The 18,529-nt window shown below is 38.9% G+C and carries 11 protein-coding genes; 8 read left to right on the top strand and 3 right to left on the bottom strand.

Annotated features, from left to right (window positions below; all coding sequences use genetic code 11):
* Positions 1–101: 101 nt before the first annotated feature.
* Positions 102–2,273 (bottom strand): catalase/peroxidase HPI, encoded by a 2,172-nt coding sequence (katG, locus tag ZA06_RS02785; RefSeq protein WP_053975886.1) that lies wholly within the window; start codon positions 2,271–2,273, stop codon positions 102–104.
* 266 nt (positions 2,274–2,539) lie between these two features.
* Positions 2,540–5,437: a T9SS-dependent choice-of-anchor J family protein gene (locus tag ZA06_RS02780; protein ID WP_053975885.1), complete on the bottom strand. Its 2,898-nt coding sequence runs from the start codon at positions 5,435–5,437 to the stop codon at positions 2,540–2,542.
* Positions 5,438–5,940: 503 nt separating this feature from the next.
* Here ZA06_RS02780 and ZA06_RS02775 point away from each other — a divergent pair.
* The 7 genes from ZA06_RS02775 (at position 5,941) to ZA06_RS02745 (ending at position 14,578) form a co-directional block, all read left to right on the top strand.
* On the top strand, positions 5,941–6,843 hold the full coding sequence (locus ZA06_RS02775; RefSeq protein ID WP_053975884.1) for a S1 family peptidase: 903 nt from the start codon (positions 5,941–5,943) through the stop codon (positions 6,841–6,843).
* A 474-nt stretch (positions 6,844–7,317) separates the two neighbouring features.
* On the top strand, positions 7,318–9,573 hold the full coding sequence (gene pflB / locus ZA06_RS02770) for a formate C-acetyltransferase (RefSeq protein ID WP_053975883.1): 2,256 nt from the start codon (positions 7,318–7,320) through the stop codon (positions 9,571–9,573).
* Between the two features lie 109 nt (positions 9,574–9,682).
* Positions 9,683–10,435, top strand: a complete 753-nt coding sequence (gene pflA / locus ZA06_RS02765; RefSeq protein WP_240472190.1) for a pyruvate formate-lyase-activating protein — start codon at positions 9,683–9,685, stop codon at positions 10,433–10,435.
* 43 nt (positions 10,436–10,478) lie between these two features.
* Complete coding sequence (locus ZA06_RS02760; RefSeq protein WP_053975882.1) at positions 10,479–11,261, top strand: formate/nitrite transporter family protein; 783 nt, start codon at positions 10,479–10,481, stop codon at positions 11,259–11,261.
* Between the two features lie 189 nt (positions 11,262–11,450).
* Complete coding sequence (locus tag ZA06_RS02755; RefSeq protein WP_053975881.1) at positions 11,451–12,737, top strand: DUF5690 family protein; 1,287 nt, start codon at positions 11,451–11,453, stop codon at positions 12,735–12,737.
* Positions 12,738–12,740: 3 nt separating this feature from the next.
* Complete coding sequence (locus tag ZA06_RS02750; protein WP_053975880.1) at positions 12,741–13,895, top strand: TIGR03364 family FAD-dependent oxidoreductase; 1,155 nt, start codon at positions 12,741–12,743, stop codon at positions 13,893–13,895.
* 2 nt (positions 13,896–13,897) lie between these two features.
* A complete protein-coding gene (locus tag ZA06_RS02745) occupies positions 13,898–14,578 on the top strand; it encodes a phosphonatase-like hydrolase (RefSeq protein ID WP_053975879.1) in 681 nt (226 codons plus the stop codon).
* 23 nt (positions 14,579–14,601) lie between these two features.
* Here the strand turns inward: ZA06_RS02745 and ZA06_RS02740 are convergent, their stop codons facing one another.
* Positions 14,602–15,168, bottom strand: a complete 567-nt coding sequence (locus ZA06_RS02740) for a helix-turn-helix domain-containing protein (protein ID WP_082331903.1) — start codon at positions 15,166–15,168, stop codon at positions 14,602–14,604.
* A gap of 195 nt (positions 15,169–15,363) precedes the next feature.
* On the opposite strand from ZA06_RS02740, the gene ZA06_RS02735 reads away from it, so the two are divergent.
* Entirely contained in the window at positions 15,364–18,519 is a 3,156-nt protein-coding gene (locus tag ZA06_RS02735) for a SusC/RagA family TonB-linked outer membrane protein (RefSeq protein ID WP_053975877.1), read from the top strand.
* Positions 18,520–18,529 lie beyond the last annotated feature (10 nt).

Raw genomic sequence — 18,529 nt, 5'->3', positions numbered from 1 at the left:
TGAACCATAAATTTTAACATCCTCAAGTTTATTCGATTAAAATAAAAAGCCACTTTCTAAAGAAAGCGGCTTTCATATTTATAAATGGAATGGTTTTGGGTTTATATATCAAAACGGTCGGTATTCATAACTTTCACCCAAGCATTCACAAAGTCTTTTACAAACTTTTCTTTGTTGTCATCTTGGGCATACACTTCGGCATAGGCTCTTAAAATGGAATTGGAACCAAATACCAAGTCGATTCTTGTGGCTGTCCATTTGGTAACTCCAGATTTACGGTCACATATGTCGTAAACATTATTGCCAACAGGCTTCCAGGTGTAGGCCATATCGGTTAGGTTTACAAAGAAATCGTTGGTTAAAGCACCTACATTATCGGTGAATACTCCGTGTTTGGTGCCTTCGTAGTTGGTTCCCATAACACGCATACCACCTAATAATACAGTCATTTCTGGTGCGGTTAGTCCCATCAATTGAGCGCGATCCAGCAACATTTCTTCTGAACTGACCACATAGTCCTTTTTCTGCCAGTTTCTAAATCCGTCAGCTAAAGGTTCCAATGGCTCGAAAGAATCCACATCGGTCATCTCCTGAGAGGCATCACCACGGCCAGGAGCAAACGGTATGGTTAGGTCCATGCCAGCATTTGTAATTGCTTTTTCAACCCCAACATTACCTGCTAACACAATGGTATCGGCAACGCTAATTCCAAATTCAGCTGCAATTGGTTCCAATATCGATAAAACCTTGGCCAATCTTTCAGGTTCATTGCCTTGCCAATCCTTTTGAGGGGCTAAACGAATGCGCGCTCCATTGGCACCGCCTCTAAAATCAGACCCTCTATAGGTTCTTGCACTGTCCCAAGCGGTTGAAACCATTTCAGGAATGCTCAATCCTGAAGCAGCAATTTTAGTTTTCACAGCAGCCACATCATAATCGGATTTTCCTTTTGGAACAGGATCCTGCCAAATTAAATCCTCGGAAGGGACGTCCGGTCCAAACCAGCGATCTTTTGGTCCCATGTCACGGTGTGTTAACTTAAACCAAGCTCTGGCAAAGGCATCGGAAAAGCCTTCAAAATCGTCTTTAAATTTTAATGAAATTTCTCTATAGATAGGATCCATTTTCATGGACATATCAGCATCGGTCATCATTGGGTTGTGTCTGGTAGTCATGTCTTCCACATCTACAGGCATATCTTCTTCTTTAATGCTTACCGGTTCCCATTGCCAAGCCCCAGCAGGACTTTTGCGCAGTTCCCAATCGTGGTTGAAAAGCATTTCAAAGAAACCATTATCCCATTTTGTAGGATAGGTAGTCCAGGCGCCTTCCAAGCCACTGGTTACTGAGTCTTTACCTACGCCAGTTCGTGTTGGGTTGGCCCATCCGAAGCCTTGGGCTTCCACAGGAGCCGATTCGGGATCCGGTCCCAAAATACTGGCATCTCCATTCCCGTGGGTTTTTCCAACGGTATGTCCACCTGCGGTTAGTGCTACGGTTTCCTCATCATTCATGGCCATACGCTTAAAGGTTTCGCGTACTTGAGCTCCTGTTTTTATAGGGTCGGGCTTGCCATTCACCCCTTCCGGATTCACATAAATCAATCCCATTTGTACGGCAGCCAAAGGGTTCTCCATAGTTTCTGGTTTGCCAACATCACCATAACGCTCGTCACTAGGTGCCAGCCATTCCTTTTCAGCTCCCCAATAGGTGTCTTTCTCTGGAGCCCAAATATCTTCGCGACCAAATGCAAAACCATAGGTTTTTAATCCCATACTTTCATAAGCGATGGTTCCGGCCAAAATAATTAAATCGGCCCAGCTTACCTTATTGCCATATTTTCTTTTGATAGGCCAAAGCAAGCGTCTGGCTTTATCCAAGCTCACGTTATCTGGCCAAGAATTAAGCGGTGCGAATCGCTGATTTCCGGTTCCTCCGCCACCTCTACCATCAGCAATTCTATAAGATCCTGCAGCATGCCATGCCATACGGATCATCAATCCTCCATAGTGCCCCCAATCGGCAGGCCACCAATCTTGGGAATCGGTCATTAAATTGGTTACATCTTTCTTAAGAGCTTCTACATCGAGTGATTTTAAAGCTTCCTGATAATTAAAATCTTCTCCAAGTGGGTTAACTTTTGTGTCATGCTGACTTAGAATATCTAAGTTTAATGAGTTAGGCCACCATTCCATAACTGAATCTTTCACTCCGGTGTTGGCACCGTGTACAAACGGACATTTTCCGCCTGTTGAACTTGAATTTTCCTTCATATTACTGGATTTAAAATGTTATAATGTCTGTAGGGTTTATGTAACACCCTTAAAATTAATGATTTTATAGGAGAATCATTTGGTTTTCTATTTCAATTAACTATTTGGTAATAGCAAAAATTTATTTCGCCATGGATTCTATTTGAGCTCGGATGGTGGAATTTGTTTTGTGAAACTGAATTTTGTTAGGCTATTAGATAGGGGGGTAAAAAAAAAGGACGCCAATCTAGATTGGCGTCCTTTTTCGAAATTAAACAATTGTGTAATTAATCTTTAATTACCTTAAATGTTTTTACTTGATTTAAATGGGTTATTTCTACTAAATAAATGCCATTGCTTAAAGAAGACATATTAATCGTATTATTCTGAAAGCTTAAAAACATTTCTTTACCTAGGATGTTATATACTTTAATGCTAGATTGTTCAGGGGCATTTATATATAAATTGTCTTTAACTGGATTAGGATATACACTAAGTTGAGGAAGATTGTTAATGTCTTCGACAGATAAGGTCGCAGAAGAGTATTTAATACTAGCGGCAAAGATGTTAACTATACCTCCTCCTGAATCTTTTGTGATATCTATTGATGAAATGGTCTTACTTTGGTTTGCAGCTTCCAGGTCTATTCCTAATTCATACAATCGCGGGTTGCCACTTGGGTTTTCGGTGTTGTTGTTAGACGTATTGATTCTTCCAAATCCAGATAAAGCAACAGGGAGCGTGTTTGAATTAAACCAATCAGGGACAGTTGAAGAAGAAAATGTTTGCGTTGAGTTATCATCAAAATGGATGGTTCCTGAGATCATACCTGAACCTGAACCAGCAGTAACCAAAAGGAAAACCTTTTCTGCGGGATAAGCATTTGAAACGGTCAGAGTCTGTGCGACACCAGTGGCTACCATTCTTAAGGAATTATTCTCACTGTAGGAATTAAACTTATAAGTAAGGTTTGCTGTATTTTGACTGGATGCAGTTCCATTAATAGGAAGACCATAGGTTAAATCGCTGCTGCCTTCTGTTGCTTTAAAATCCTTGCTAAAAAACGCATAATTGGATCCATCGATATCTTGAGGAGCAGATACTGATGAGTCTCCAATGCCGTTGGCTATAACGTCGGCATTGAATCCTGCAAGATCTATAGGTGCATAACCTCCTCCAAAAGCAACAGGTCCTACCCAAGGGCTATAGTTTGTGCCATCAGGACAAAGTGAACGTACATAAAACTCTTGAAGATCTGTTGTTGAATTTGTAGCTTCATAAGTGGTTTCCGTTACCGTAACACCATTTGTTGCTCCATCAGGAGCATCCAGGTTCGCATTTTGAACTAATATTTCCCAGCTAGAAGCAGTAGCATCAGTCCAAGATAAAGTAGCCGTGGTTGGTGTTGTGCTAGCTGTTAAATCAGATGCGGTAACCTCACAAAGTGGCGCTCCTGAAGTAGCAAAATCGTCCACAAATAAATAATATTTATTGTAAGAAGTTGCTCTAATGGCAAAATAAATTGTCTGTCCAATGTATGCTGAAAGATCATAACTATATTCTGTATAGGTGGTCGAAGGTTCTACATTAGAGGCTAAAGTATCCGTGAAATCGGTTTCTTGGTTTCCTGTTGAAGAAACCAAAACATCAAATTGGTCTTTATAAGTTGCGTTATAATTTCTAACCCAAAAGCTAATAATATCGCTTACATTGGCTGTTACAGTAAAAGCCGGTGTAATTAGATAATCATTATGCGCTCCATCATAGCCGTATTTTATCCTAGCATATTTGGAGCCACTACGGGAAGGGTAGTAATAAGAAGTGTTTTCAACAGTCCAAGTATTTGCGGAACCTCCGTTAATTACAGACCAACAGTTAGGGAAGCCTCCGTTAGTGTCTTCAAATCCTTCATTAATTCCAGAAGCAGGAAGACATGTAGTTGTAAAAGTAGTTGTGGTCCATGTACTATAGCCATCAACAGTGCCACAATTAGCTCTAACATATACATCGTAAGAAGTATTATCTGTTAATTCAGAAAGACTTGAAGAATTAGTTGTTAAGGGTGTTCCTGAGCTAGGTTCTGGATCTCCTGCTGGGACATAGGTAAATTCCCAGTCCGTAGCTGTACCAGCATCCCAAGACACTTCTGCTGTAGAGGTAGTAATGGAAGAAACTGTAAGTCCTGTTGGAGCAACACAAGAAACAGGAGTGGAAAAATTAAAAGGACCTGTCCAATAGCTATAGCCTTCTGGGGAACAAACCGTTCTTACGTAAACATCATAAGAAGTATCAGGAGTTAAATCGGTAAAATTATAAGTGTTTGTTGCTGCATCAATACCCTCTGTAGGTTCAGCATCACCAGCAGGAACAATAGCAACCTCAAAAGTGTCATTAACATCATAAGCGTCCCAAGTTAGGTCTGCATCATAAGCTGTTACAGCTGTCAATGAAATATTTGAAGGGGAAGGACATGGCGCTGCTTTTTTTCCACTAACAGCAAATAAATTAAAAATAGTTTGGCTTGTAGTGTCATTTTGGAAAGAGATTCCAGTAACATTCTTAGATTGATTTGCAATATCAATTGCGATTGCAAATTGGAAGATATAGGGCCCTCCAGAGGGTGTTCCAGAGAGAGTATTGTCACTTCTGTTTCCTCGACCAAGGTTAGTGACAATTCTGGTGCCGCTTCCATACCAATCTGGCGCAGTAAAAGAGAAAGCTTGTGTACTAGCATCATCAAAATTAATGGTTCCACTAACTGGGCTGGCACCACTACCTGAAGTTACCGCTAAATAAGCAACCTCTAGTTTTTCAGTTTCAGAAAAAGTAACTGAGCCACTAATAGGATTGCCCTCTTCTGGTTGTCCGGCTCCTGCTTGAGGATTATTGGAGCCAATTAGTCTAAGGGAGTTGTTGCCTGTGTAAGGTGCTAATTGATAAGGAATATCACCATAAGTGATTGCCCCGTCAACAGGAAGGCCATAGGTGCTTCCTACATCTTGAGTTATAAAGCAGTAGTTGCCTGTTAAGATGTCTACACTAGATGTAGTTGTTTCATCTAGACTGCTGGTTTCGGCCACAACATCTTCATTGAGACCTGATAGTGTAAATGAAACATAGTTTGTTTGTGCTTTGAATTGAAAAGATAACAAGACAAAGCTCAGAAAAAGTAGAGTTTTTCTCATAAAAAATTAAGTTAAAAAAGTTAATGTTTGTAGTATTATGTTTGTTATTGCGGCTAAAAATAAGGGTTTTATTATAAGTTTTGTAGGAAAAAAAAGATTATTTTTTTATCATTAAATAATTAGTAATTCAGTTCTAAATTTAAAGGCTGACATTGTCAATTTGATTGTTTTGAATAGTTGAAAATGTGAATAGTATGGTTAGGGGAGATAATGCTTTGGGAACCTTGCCTCATGATTCATATAGATTGTTAGGGAAGCTTACAATTGTTCTTTTATTAATCATATTTTCAGATGTCTTAATTGGATGAGGAGGCTAATGGATCAGGCCCTAAAGGAATAATTTTTTTATCATAAAAACATCGAAGTGATAATTTTAAAAATGAATTGGATGTTTATTTTCATTTGATAGCTAAAGCTTTTTTTAATAAAAATGTAACTTGCGGGCCTAAACGAGTAACAGTATTAAATTGTCTATAATTTAGACAGGTATTAATCCAATAATTATGAAGTATTTTTTTAAAACATTTATCATTTTAATAACAATTTTCATTGCAAAACCGCTACAAGGTCAGAATTATAAAAATAATATTACTCAATATAAGGTAAAATTGAAAGGCCGGTCTGAGAAACTGATTGATTTAGGAGATGTGGTGTCGGCAGATTCAATGAATACTACCTTTAAGGCAAAAGGTTATGGTTCCGTGGACGTAAACCTTAAATCGATGAAAAAGAAAAAAATGAGTCCAGGTAATATATATGATCAAGTGTCTGAATCTACTGTAATAGTGTCTTCAGCGGGTAGATGTGGAGAGGTAAATGAAGGTGGGGCTGAGTGTAAACGTATACATACGTATCCTGCTTCTGGATATATCATCGATTCAAAAGGTATCATAGTGACAAATTATCACGTTGTGAATGGATATGTTACAAAGTACAATACGACTTCCAGAGATGTTCTAGTGGTAATGTTGAAGGATGGGACAGTTTTTCCTGTAAAAGAGGTTTTGCTTGCAGACAAATCTAATGATTTGGCCATTATAAAAATTGATCCTAGGGGTGTGGAACTTCCCGCACTAAGAGTTGCAACCGAAGATGCAGAAATTGGAGATCCAGTGTATATAGTAAGCCATCCTAAAGGGTATTTTTATGCATTTTCTTCCGGGATGGTTACCGATAAATTTAGTGAAATCAATTTTGGGCAATATAGGAATTTGATGGCCATTTCAGCTGACTTTGCAGCTGGATCCAGTGGTGCGGCGATTATCGATCAATATGGCAATGTGATGGGGACTGTAACGTATACCAAAACTTTGCAACACTCCGATGACGATAGTAAAACACAAATGGTATTGAAAGCAATCATTCCTTCGTCAGTTCTTTTAAAGTTAATTAAAGAAGGAAATTAAGGGTAAGAGGAATAACCTCTATATAATAATAATAATAATAATAATGCGACTATAATAGGTCGCATTTTTTATGTTTAATTTTGAGGTAGCATATTTTAGTGTAATCTGACTTTTATTTTTCTGTAAGAAAATCTAAAAATACTAAATGCATGATTCTATGCTTTTTTGGTGGTTTTTTAATGTAGATGACTAGTTTTGAATTGTTTGTATTGAAAAGGAAACCTTAAAGCGCTCTTAAATTTTCTTAAATGAAATAGGGTTTATTTTCAATAATGTCAATACGGAAATGAGAGTGTTGACAAAGTTGAGGTAGGAGTGCCTTTTTTGTGCAGGAATAGTAGTTTTTAGGGGGTAAAATTGCATTCTTGTCAATTCTTTAAAAACTGCTTTTTATCATATTTTAAGCTCTGCTATGTCACGAAATTTGCCTCATAACAAATCAGTTAAGACAAAAACAGTTTAAACAGATATCATATGAATGTAGCAGAGTTAAAAAAAGAAGACCTAGGAATTAAAGAATTCCAAAACGGAGCTTGGACTAAGGCGATTAACGTACGTGATTTCGTAATTAAAAATCTTACTCCTTATTATGGAACCAGTGAATTTTTGGTAGGCCCGAGTGAGCGTACCCAGAAGCTTTGGGAAATTTGTAAGGACGCTACTAAAATTGAAAGAGAAAAAAATGGATTACACTCCGTAGATGTAGATACCATTTCGGGGATTGCAAACTTTGGAGCTGGATATATAGATAAGGATAATGAGGTAATCGTTGGTTTGCAAACGGACGCCCTATTGAAACGCGCCATGAAGCCTTTCGGAGGGTATAAAGTGGTGCAAAAAGCGTTGGAAGAGCATGGTTTACAACCAGCAAATCAAATTGACGAATTGTTTTCTAAGTATGTGAAAACCCATAATGATGGTGTTTTTGATGCCTATAACGATGAAATTAGAAAATATAGATCCTTAGGGCTTTTAACAGGATTGCCAGATAATTATGCCCGTGGTAGAATTATTGGGGATTACCGTAGAGTAGCCTTATACGGAATTGATGCCTTAATAGCGGCTAAAAAAGAAGATTTAGCCAATATCAATGGTCCAATGACCGATGCCAAAATTCGCCTGAGAGAAGAAGTTTCTGAGCAAATCAGAGCCTTAAAGGATATGATTGCTATGGGACAGGCGTACGATTTGGATTTGAGTCGTCCTGCTGCAACTGCTCGTGAAGCTGTGCAATGGACCTATATGGCTTACCTAGCAGCTGTAAAAGAGCAGGATGGTGCTGCCATGTCTTTGGGGAATGTATCTACCTTCTTGGACATATACATTGAAAGAGATTTGAATGCGGGATTTATTACAGAAACTGAAGCTCAAGAGTATATCGACCAATTCGTGATGAAATTACGCATGGTACGTCACTTAAGAATGTCGGCCTATGACGAAATTTTCGCAGGAGATCCAACTTGGGTAACTGAAGCCATTGGAGGAATGTTGCAAGACGGACGTACTAAGGTAACCAAAACAGCCTTCCGTTTCTTGCATACCCTATACAACTTAGGTCCATCACCTGAACCGAATATTACCGTGTTATGGTCCCCAGAATTGCCAGAGAACTTTAGAAAATTCTGTGCTAAGGTAGCTATCGATACTTCTTCAATTCAATTTGAAAATGACGATTTAATGCGTGATCTACGTGGGTCTGACGATTACGGTATCGCTTGTTGTGTGTCTTACCAAGAATTAGGAAAACAAATCCAGTTCTTTGGAGCACGTACCAACTTGGCTAAAACTTTATTGTTGGCCTTAAATGGTGGTCGTTGCGAGGAAACCGGAACCTTGATGGTGGATGGCATCGAGCAAGATGCAGATGAGTATTTGAACATCGATAAAGTAATGGCCAACTTCAAAATAGCCATGAAAGAAGTAGCACGTGTATATAATGATTCCATGAACATTATTCACTATATGCACGACAAATACTATTATGAAAAAGCGCAAATGGCCTTAATTGATACCAACCCAGATATCAATATCGCTTATGGTATTGCAGGACTATCAATTGTGGCAGATTCATTATCGGCTATTAAATATGCCAAAGTAAAACCAATTAGAAACGAAGAAGGCTTGACTGTTGATTTCGAAATTGAAGGGGAGTTCCCTAAATATGGAAACGACGATGATAGAGTAGATGTGTTTGCACACGATGCGGTACAAGACTTTAACGATGAGTTGAAACAATTGGAAGTATACAAAAATGCGGAATCTACAATGTCTGTATTGACCATTACTTCTAACGTAGTGTACGGTAAAAAAACTGGGGCAACACCGGACGGTAGAGCAGCAGGTGTAGCATTTGCACCAGGAGCCAACCCAATGCACGGTCGCGATACCAATGGAGCGATTGCATCATTGAATTCCGTAGCAAAAATAGATTATAAAGATTCACAAGATGGTGTGTCCAATACCTTCTCCATAGTACCTAAATCTTTAGGGGCTACTGAAGAAGAGCGCATCAACAACTTGGTAGCAACCCTTACGGGATATTTCTCCAACGGAGCGCAGCATTTAAATGTGAATGTTTTAGATAAAGACACATTGCTAGACGCAATGGAACATCCAGAAAATCACCCTCAATTAACCATTCGTGTTTCTGGATACGCGGTAAACTTTATTAGATTGACAAGAGAACAACAGATGGAAGTCATTTCCCGTTCGTTCCACCAATCTATGTAACAATAACTCTGCTGATTAAGTTCTGAGGTGTTCAAAAAATGATACGAACATTCTAAAAGGTGTGATACATTTTTTGGATGCCTCTTTTTTTAATTCTTAAATCCTATCGATGATGAAAACTCCGGATACTACCTTAAGTGTACATTCTATAGAGTCTTTTGGAACTCATGATGGACCAGGAATACGATTGGTAATCTTCCTGCAGGGGTGTAAACTGAAATGTCAATACTGCCACAATCCTGATACCATAGATACACAAGGTGGTACAGAATATCTAATTGAAGATTTAGTACAACGTGCCATTCGTATGAAACCCTATTTTGGGGATCTTGGAGGTGTGACCGTTTCGGGTGGAGAACCGCTTCTACAGGCCAAAGCCTTAATTCCGTTTTTTAAGCGCTTAAAAGAAGAGGGCATCCATACCAATGTGGATACCAATGGAAGATTGCTGAATCATCCTACTATGGAACTTCTAGATGATTATGCCGATTTGGTGATGCTCGATATCAAGCACATGACCGAAGAAGGCTTTCGAACCTTGGCGGGAGCCAAAAACAAGGAAACCACTTTTAACTTTGCGAAACACCGGGAGCAATCAGGCAAAGCTATGTGGTTGCGCTATGTATTGATTCCTGGAATTACCAATACTCCTGAATTACTTCACGCTTTGGGAGACTATTTTAAAGCGTATAAAACCATCGAGAAAATAGAACTGCAGCCTTACCATAAATTGGGAATCCACAAATGGGAAGCTTTAGGTTGGGTGTATGAGCTTAAAGATGCCAGAGAGAATACCCAAGAAGAGATTGACGCAGCTGTAGCTATTCTGAAGGACTACTTTAAAGAAGTTAAAGTGAACTAAACCAAAACGAACTGATTAACTAACCATTATTGAATATGTTATTATGAATTCACCTAAAGAAGGGATAAAAATCATAAATGAAATAGCCTTGAACAAAGAAGGCTATACGGTAAGCAAAACATTGATTTTGGCATTCTTGGCAGGGGCCTATGTGGCTTTTGGAGGCCTGTTGTCCATTATTGTTTCTGGAGGTTCTCCGGGAATAGCCGCTAGCAATCCTGGATTGGCGAGATTCCTGTTTGGGGCAGCATTTCCAATAGGGCTCATCCTTGTGGTAATTGTTGGTGCTGAACTTTTTACAGGTAACAATGCCTATTTTATTCCGAATATTTTAACTAAACGCCAGCGGGTTTATGCCATGTTGAAGAATTGGGGATTAGTTTACATTGGGAATTTTGTGGGTGCCCTTTTTCTAGCGTATGTTATCACACATTTAACCCATTTGGTAAGTGATACGCCGTATATAGATATGGTTCGTAAAATTGCGGAGGGCAAAACCAGCCATTCCTTTTTGGTCACTTTTATTAAGGGTATTGGAGCCAATTGGTTGGTGTGTCTAGCCATTTGGCAAGGGATTGCGGCAAAACATACCATTGGAAAAATTGTCGCTATTTGGATTCCTGTCATGGCCTTTGTTACTATGGGATTTGAGCACAGTATTGCCAATATGTATTTCATTCCATTGGCTATTTTTGAAGGCGCCGATATTACGTGGAGTACTTTTTTTACGTCCAATTTAATTCCGGCCACCTTAGGTAATATTGTTGGCGGTGCTTTATTTGTGGGGACGCCTTACGGATACCTCTTCGGAAAAGCAGAAGATTAAAAAATATAGAAATAGTGTTGTTGTAACTATTGGAAAGCTCCTTGAATCTCAAGATTTAAGGAGCTTTTTTATGGGGACTTCTTCGGTTTCTTAAATTTTACGTAACAATCATATAACCTTTGAAAGTTTACTAATAGTAAATATTTGGATACTATTGCTGTGTAATATTTACTAATAGTAATTTTTGTTGTGAGGTTATCCAAAACGGATTTTCGGTTTTTATTAAATGGTTCCTTTGCTTCGTTCGGGGCCTATTTTTGTATGTATGCGTTTAGGAAGCCTTTTACAGTGGCTACTTTTGAAGGCCTTTCATTATGGGGTGTGGATTATAAAATTATTTTGATCATCGCTCAGGTGCTGGGGTATATGATTGCCAAGTTTTTGGGGATTAAATTAATCTCTGAACTCAAAACCGATAAGCGTATTTTCTATCTGTTGGGGATGATCTTGTTTGCCGAAGCCTCTTTGCTTTGTTTTGGATTGGTAGCAGCGCCTTATAATTTCATTTTTATGTTTTTGAATGGCCTCTCCTTGGGGATGGTTTGGGGCGTTGTCTTTTCATATTTGGAAGGTCGAAAGTTGTCTGAACTACTTGGCGTTATTCTGTGTTCCAGCTTTATTGTGTCCAGTGGGGCGGTAAAATCTATTGGGTTGTTGGTGATGGATCATCTTCAGGTGTCCCAATTTTGGATGCCGGCCATAACCGGGGCAATTTTTGTGGTGCCGTTTAGCTTGTTTGCCGTGTTGTTGAATGGGTTGCCAAGTCCAATTGAGGAAGATAAGGAGTTGAGGTCGGAGCGCTTTATCATGACGTCCGATGACCGAAAAAGGGTATTCAGGACGTTTTTACTGCCTATCATTCTATTGGTGCTGTTCTATGTGTTTCTAACAGCTTTCAGAGATTTTAGAGACAATTTTTCACGGGAAATTTGGGATGCCTTAGGGTTTGAAAACAATACTTCGGTGTATACCGTCAGTGAGATTCCTATAGCCATTTTGGTATTGGTAATTATGGGAAGGATAGGTGTCATGAAACATAATTTTAAGGCATTTGTATCTTATCATTACGCTTTGATTTTTGGTGCCATTTCCATTGGGCTTGCCACCTTTTTATTTCAAATGAACTTGCTTTCTCCCGTCTTTTGGATGGTGGCCGTTGGATTTGGACTTTACATTTGCTATGTGCCTTTTAACTGTATTTTCTTTGATAGGATGATTGCTACCTTTCGCATTAAGGGAAATGCGGGCTTTTTAATTTACATCGCCGATGCCTTTGGTTATTTGGGAAGTATGAGCGTTTTGCTTTATAAGAATTTTGGTCAGAGCTCCATTTCTTGGCTCGACTTTTTCATTAAAGGAACCTATTTCATAGCTGTTTTGGGAGGTGTCATTTCTATTGCTTCCCTGGTATACTTCAGAAAAAAATATAAAAGAAACCAAAGTAGTTCTCAAGCGGAATTACAAGCTGTACTATAAATCATGGATACTAAATACGATGTAATTATTGTAGGTGGCGGTGTGTTGGGAACATTCCATGCTTACCATGCAAAACAAAAAGGATTAAAGGTTGCCATACTTGAAAAAGATCAATTTCCACAAGGGGCCACGGTTAGAAATTTTGGCCAGGTGGTGCCATCTGGAATGAATACAAAATGGCAAAACTTTGGAAGGGAAAGTCTGGAGATTTACAAGGATATCCAATCGAAGTTTGATATATCCATACGTCAAAATGGTTCGGTATACCTGGCTTCAAATTATGAAGAAGCAACCCTTATTGAAGAGCTGTCGGAAATTAATAAAGCCAATCAATACAACTCAAAACTTTTGACAAAGGGGCAGTGCTTGACCAATTACAGTGGACTTAGAAGCGATTATGTGCAAGCAGGATTGTTCTTTCCGGAAGAAGTTACCGTAGAGCCATTGACGATGATCAATAAACTTCATGCCTTTTTGAAATCTGAGGGCATGGACATTTTTTTTAAGTCGAAGGTAGTTACCTGTGAAGAAGTCAATGGGGAAGTTAAATTGAGGACGTCTACAAATGAAATTTTTATGACTTCAAAAGTAATTATTTGTAACGGGAGCGATTTTCAAACCTTGTATCCTAAAATGTTTGCAGAAAGTGATTTGGTAGTCTCTAAATTGCAAATGATGTCAACCAAGCCGCAAGCCAATTACACATTGAAAGGTTCTGTGTTAACAGGGCTTTCCATTAGACGTTATGAAGCCTTTGAGGAATGTAAATCTTATAAAGAAATAAAGGCCAAAGAGGATAAAGGTGCTTTGGAAAAGAAATGGGGCGTTCATATTTTGTTCAAACAGGCTATGGATGGATCGGTGATAATTGGGGATTCCCATGAATATGCCGATGCTGCCAATATGGATGATCTTGGGTTTGATTTGAACATGGATATAGACAACTTCATTATCCAGGAAGCAAAGAAAATTATGGGCCTGCCAAATTATGAAATCCAGCACCGTTGGTTTGGGATGTACTCCCAATGCAAAACCTCAGATATCTATCAAAATACCATTGGAGAAAACATTCATATTGTCACAGGTATTGGAGGTAAGGGAATGACCGGTAGCGCTGGGTTTTCAAAACATAATATTAATACAATTTTTAATTTTTAAATATGCATAATATAGAATTGGTCATTTTTGATATGGCTGGAACTGTGGTAGATGAGGGTAATTTGGTGTACAAAACATTGCAGCAAGTTATCAATAATGAAGGGTTTGATGTGACTTTGGATTTTGTTTTAGAATTTGGAGCTGGGAAAGAGAAGCATCACGCTATTAAAGATATTTTGGAAGAAATCGGGATAGAGGATTTTGAGGCAAAGTCTAATGGAATCTTTGAGAAATTCAAAGTGTTGTTGGCGGAAGCCTATAAAGCTTTAGAAGTGACAAGTTATCATGGTGTGGAGGAATTAATTCAGGATTTAAAGCATGCCAATATTAAGGTGGTCTTGAATACAGGGTATGATAAAGCAACAGCTCAGTTGTTGTTGGGTAAAATGAAATGGGATTTGGGAGTGCATTACGATGCCTTGTTTACGGCCGATGATGTGGAAAATGGTAGGCCAAATCCAGATATGATTTTTGAAGCCATGAAACAAACCAATATCACTGAACCTTCAAAAGTATTGAAAGCTGGAGATTCCATTATCGATATTGAGGAAGGTAAAAATGCAGCTTGTGGTTTAACGGTTGGTGTGACCACTGGGGCTCACACGGCAAAACAATTGGCATCGGCCAATCCTGATTTTGTGTTGGAATCTCTATCAGAACTCAGAGGTATTCTTCTAAAATAGTAATCGATGTTGGTTATTTGCTATTACATAAAAAAGTAAATAACCAACATTTTTGATGATTCAGTCCCTCTGTTGATGGGTACGTGCGGAATTCTTCCATCAAAAAATAAAGAATCCCCTTCTTTAAGCAGCACTTCTTCTTCACCTATAATGTAGGAACACTCACCAGATAGAATATATTTAAACTCAAAAGCATCTGTGGTTACTTTTTCCCGTTTTGAATTGGGAGCTATTTCCAAGAGTACGGTTTCAAACCCTAGGGAAGAAATCTGTTTACTAAAAATATGTTTGTAAGTGAACCCAACGGCTTCATCTTCCTTTTCAATATTTGTGTTGTCTTCCTTTCTGGAAATTATAAAATTGGAATTGCTAGTTTGGGGGATGCCCTTGAAAAATTCGGCAATTTCCACATTGAGAGCGTTGATGATATTCAATAAAACGGGCAGGGAAGGAATGGTTCTTCCATTTTCAATTCTGGAAATAAGACCGTTGCTTACTTCTGCCAATTGCGCTATGTCGCTAATATTCTGATTGTTGGATTTTCTTACCTCCTTAATATGTTTGCCTATACCAACTAAGTAATCTGTCATTTCGTTCTTTTTGGCTAAAAATACATTTTTATTTAATAGAATAGTTGCCTTGTGTTTTTTACTATTTGTAAAATAAAGGCCTTAACAATTGTTTAACAAAATTAAGGATTTATAAATGTTTTGTTCATTTTGAAAAGCGGTTAAGTTTACTTGGTAGTTTAATATTTGTAAACAAATAAAATTAAACTATCTAAAATGAACAAGACACAGCTAGTATTAATCTTTACGCTTTTTATGAGTGTATTAGGTTTTGCACAAACATCATTTAATGGGGTGGTGCAGGACGAAAATCAAATGCCTTTGCCGGGAGCTACCGTGCAGGTTAAAGGAACTAATATAGGAAGTTCCACCAATTTTGATGGGGAATTTTCTATTGTATTGCCAGAGGGACACAAGGTGATGGTGATTTCCTATATGGGATACAAAAAAATGGAGGTGAATATCGACGACTCCACAGAAACCATCTTTGTATTGGAGCCGGATGCGGCAATGTTGGATGAAGTCGTGGTAACAGCTTTAGGGATTGAAAGGGAGAAAAAATCATTAGGATATGCCTCTCAGGAAGTAGATTCAGAAGAGCTTACCCAATCAAAAGAGCCTAACTTTTTAAACAGCATGTCCGGTAAGGTTGCCGGTATGACCATTACTAATGGGTCTTCTGGTATTGGTGGTTCTGCCAATATTACCATTAGAGGGAATGCCTCTTTAAATATGAATGCCAACTCTCCACTATTTGTTGTGGATGGTACACCTGTTAGTAACCAAATTGTAGGATCTACAGGTTCTGGTACTCAGGATGTAGATTACGGTAACGGAGCTGCGGAGATTAACCCAGATAACATTGAGTCTATCAATATATTAAAAGGGCCTGCCGCAGCGGCATTGTATGGATCGAGAGCGGCGAACGGTGCTATCATTATTACGACCAAAAAAGGGAAAAAAGGAAAACTTAAAGTGAATGTAAACAGTGCTGTGAGTATTGATAACATTTTTACGTTGCCTGATTTTCAAAATGAATACGGACAAGGTAATAACATGATGTTCTCTTTTGTTGATGGTGCTGGTAGTGGTATTGCGGATGGAGTAGATGAAAGCTGGGGGCCAAGATTGGATTCTGGTTTAATGATCGCTCAGTTTGATTCTCCTAGAGAGGACGGAACTCGCGGTGGTGACTTGAATAGTTCTTCACCTATCATTCCTACGGCTTGGGTGTCTCATCCAGATAACGTTAAGGATTTCTTCGAAACAGGATATACCTACACCAACAGCTTGTCTGTGTCAAAGTCGGGAGATATGGGAAGCGTACGTTTCTCTTACCAAAACTTCGATCAAACAGGAGTAGTGCCTAACACCGATTTGAAAAGACATACGGTGAACATGGCGGCATCTATCAACTTGACAGATGAAATTACCTTGAATTCAAACGTAAACTATGTGAAGAGCGACAGTGGTAACCGTCCTTCTTTAAGTTACGGTACTGAAAACGTAATGTATTTATGGACATGGTACGGACGTCAGATCAATACTGCCAGTTTAAGAGATTATTGGATGGATGGCTTGGAAGGAATCCAACAATTCAATTACAACTACAACTACCATGACAACCCATATTTCAATGTATATGAAAACACCAACGCCCAGGATAAGGACAGAGTATATGGTAATATCAATTTGAACTACCAAATCACCGATGCACTTAGCTTGATGGTGCGTACAGGTAGAGATTTTTACCGTGACCTTCGTATGAAGAAAAGAGCGTTTAGTACGCAGCGTTTCCCCTTGGGGTACTACAGAGAAGACAATGTGTTTTTTGAAGAAATCAACTCCGATTTCTTGTTGAGCTACAACAAAACATTTAACGATAAATGGGATTTCAGCCTTTCTGTAGGTGGAAACCAAATGAAACAAAAACAGGATTACCAACAAACAGTAGCAGACCAGTTGATCAACCCTGGAGTGTATTCGTTCAATAATGCAAGGTCGCCTTTGGCCGTTACAGTTTCTGATTATGAGAAGCGAATCAACAGTTTGTATGGCTTTGCCCGTTTTGCTTACGATGATAAATTGTTCTTGGATATTACTGGTAGAAATGACTGGTCTAGTACTTTGCCAACAAGCAACAATTCTTATTTCTACCCATCGGCTACCTTAAGTGCGATTCTTAGCGAAATGGTGAACATGCCTAAGTTTGTAACTTTTGCAAAAGTGCGTGCCGCTTATGCCGAGGTTGGTAACGATACCAATCCATATAAATTGACCAGTTACTTCAACAATGAATCTGCTTTTGGATCATATCCTGTGTTAACGGAGTCTTCTGCACTTCCAAATGCCAACTTAAAGCCGGAGTTGACCTCTTCTTATGAATTTGGTGCCGATTTGCGTTTCTTCGGTGGTAGATTGAATCTTGATGCCACTTACTACAGCAGTACGACCAAAAACCAGATTATTGGAATTGATACCGATATTGCTAGTGGCTATACAAGTAAGCTGATCAATGCCGGAGAGGTGAAAAATTACGGTATTGAGGCGATGTTGAACATCAAGCCAGTGGTGACCAATGATTTCACCTGGAATGCCATGTTCAATTTTGCGAAAAACAAAAGTGAAGTTACCGATTTGGGTGGTGTAAACTACACCTTGACCAGCAGAAACGGCGCTTATATCCAAGCACGTGAAGGCGGTTCTGTAAGTGCTATTTATGGTATCGGATTCCAAAGAGTAGAAGATAAAAACAGTCCTTATTACGGTGAAATCATTTACGGTTCTGACGGATTGCCACTAAAAACAGGTGATTTGGAATACCAAGGAGATTATGCTCCAGACTTTACATTGGGTATCCAAAACTCCTTCAAATACAAAAACTTCGATTTTGGTTTCTTGTTTGACATTAGAGAAGGAGGTATCGTAGTGTCTAGAACTAAAACCATTGCAAGTACAGCAGGTCAGTTGAAGGAAACTTTGGTAGGTAGAGAAACTGGTATTGTAGGTGATGGTGTGGTAGAGGTATCTCCAGGAGTGTATGAGCCCAATAGCGTTAACGTAAACGCGAGAACTTGGAACTACAGCTACTACGATCGTAATAATGTGGAAGCCGCAAAATACGACGCATCTTACACCAAATTGAGAGAAGTGACTTTAGGGTATAGCTTACCAAACTCTTTTACTGATAAAATCTTTGCTGAAAACGTACGCTTCTCCCTAACTGGGCGCAACTTGGTGTTATGGACAGACAACCCGCACTTTGATCCAGAAACCGTTGCTGTTGCTGGAGGAACTTTACAGCCTGGTATAGAGAACATGTCTTTGCCAAGTACCAGAACTTTTACATTCAACATTAATATCGATTTCTAAAAAATTGTTA

This window comes from Mangrovimonas xylaniphaga, from assembly GCF_001280435.1.
GTDB lineage: Bacteria > Bacteroidota > Bacteroidia > Flavobacteriales > Flavobacteriaceae > Mangrovimonas_A > Mangrovimonas_A xylaniphaga.
This window is presented reverse-complemented; position numbering and strand designations above follow the sequence as displayed.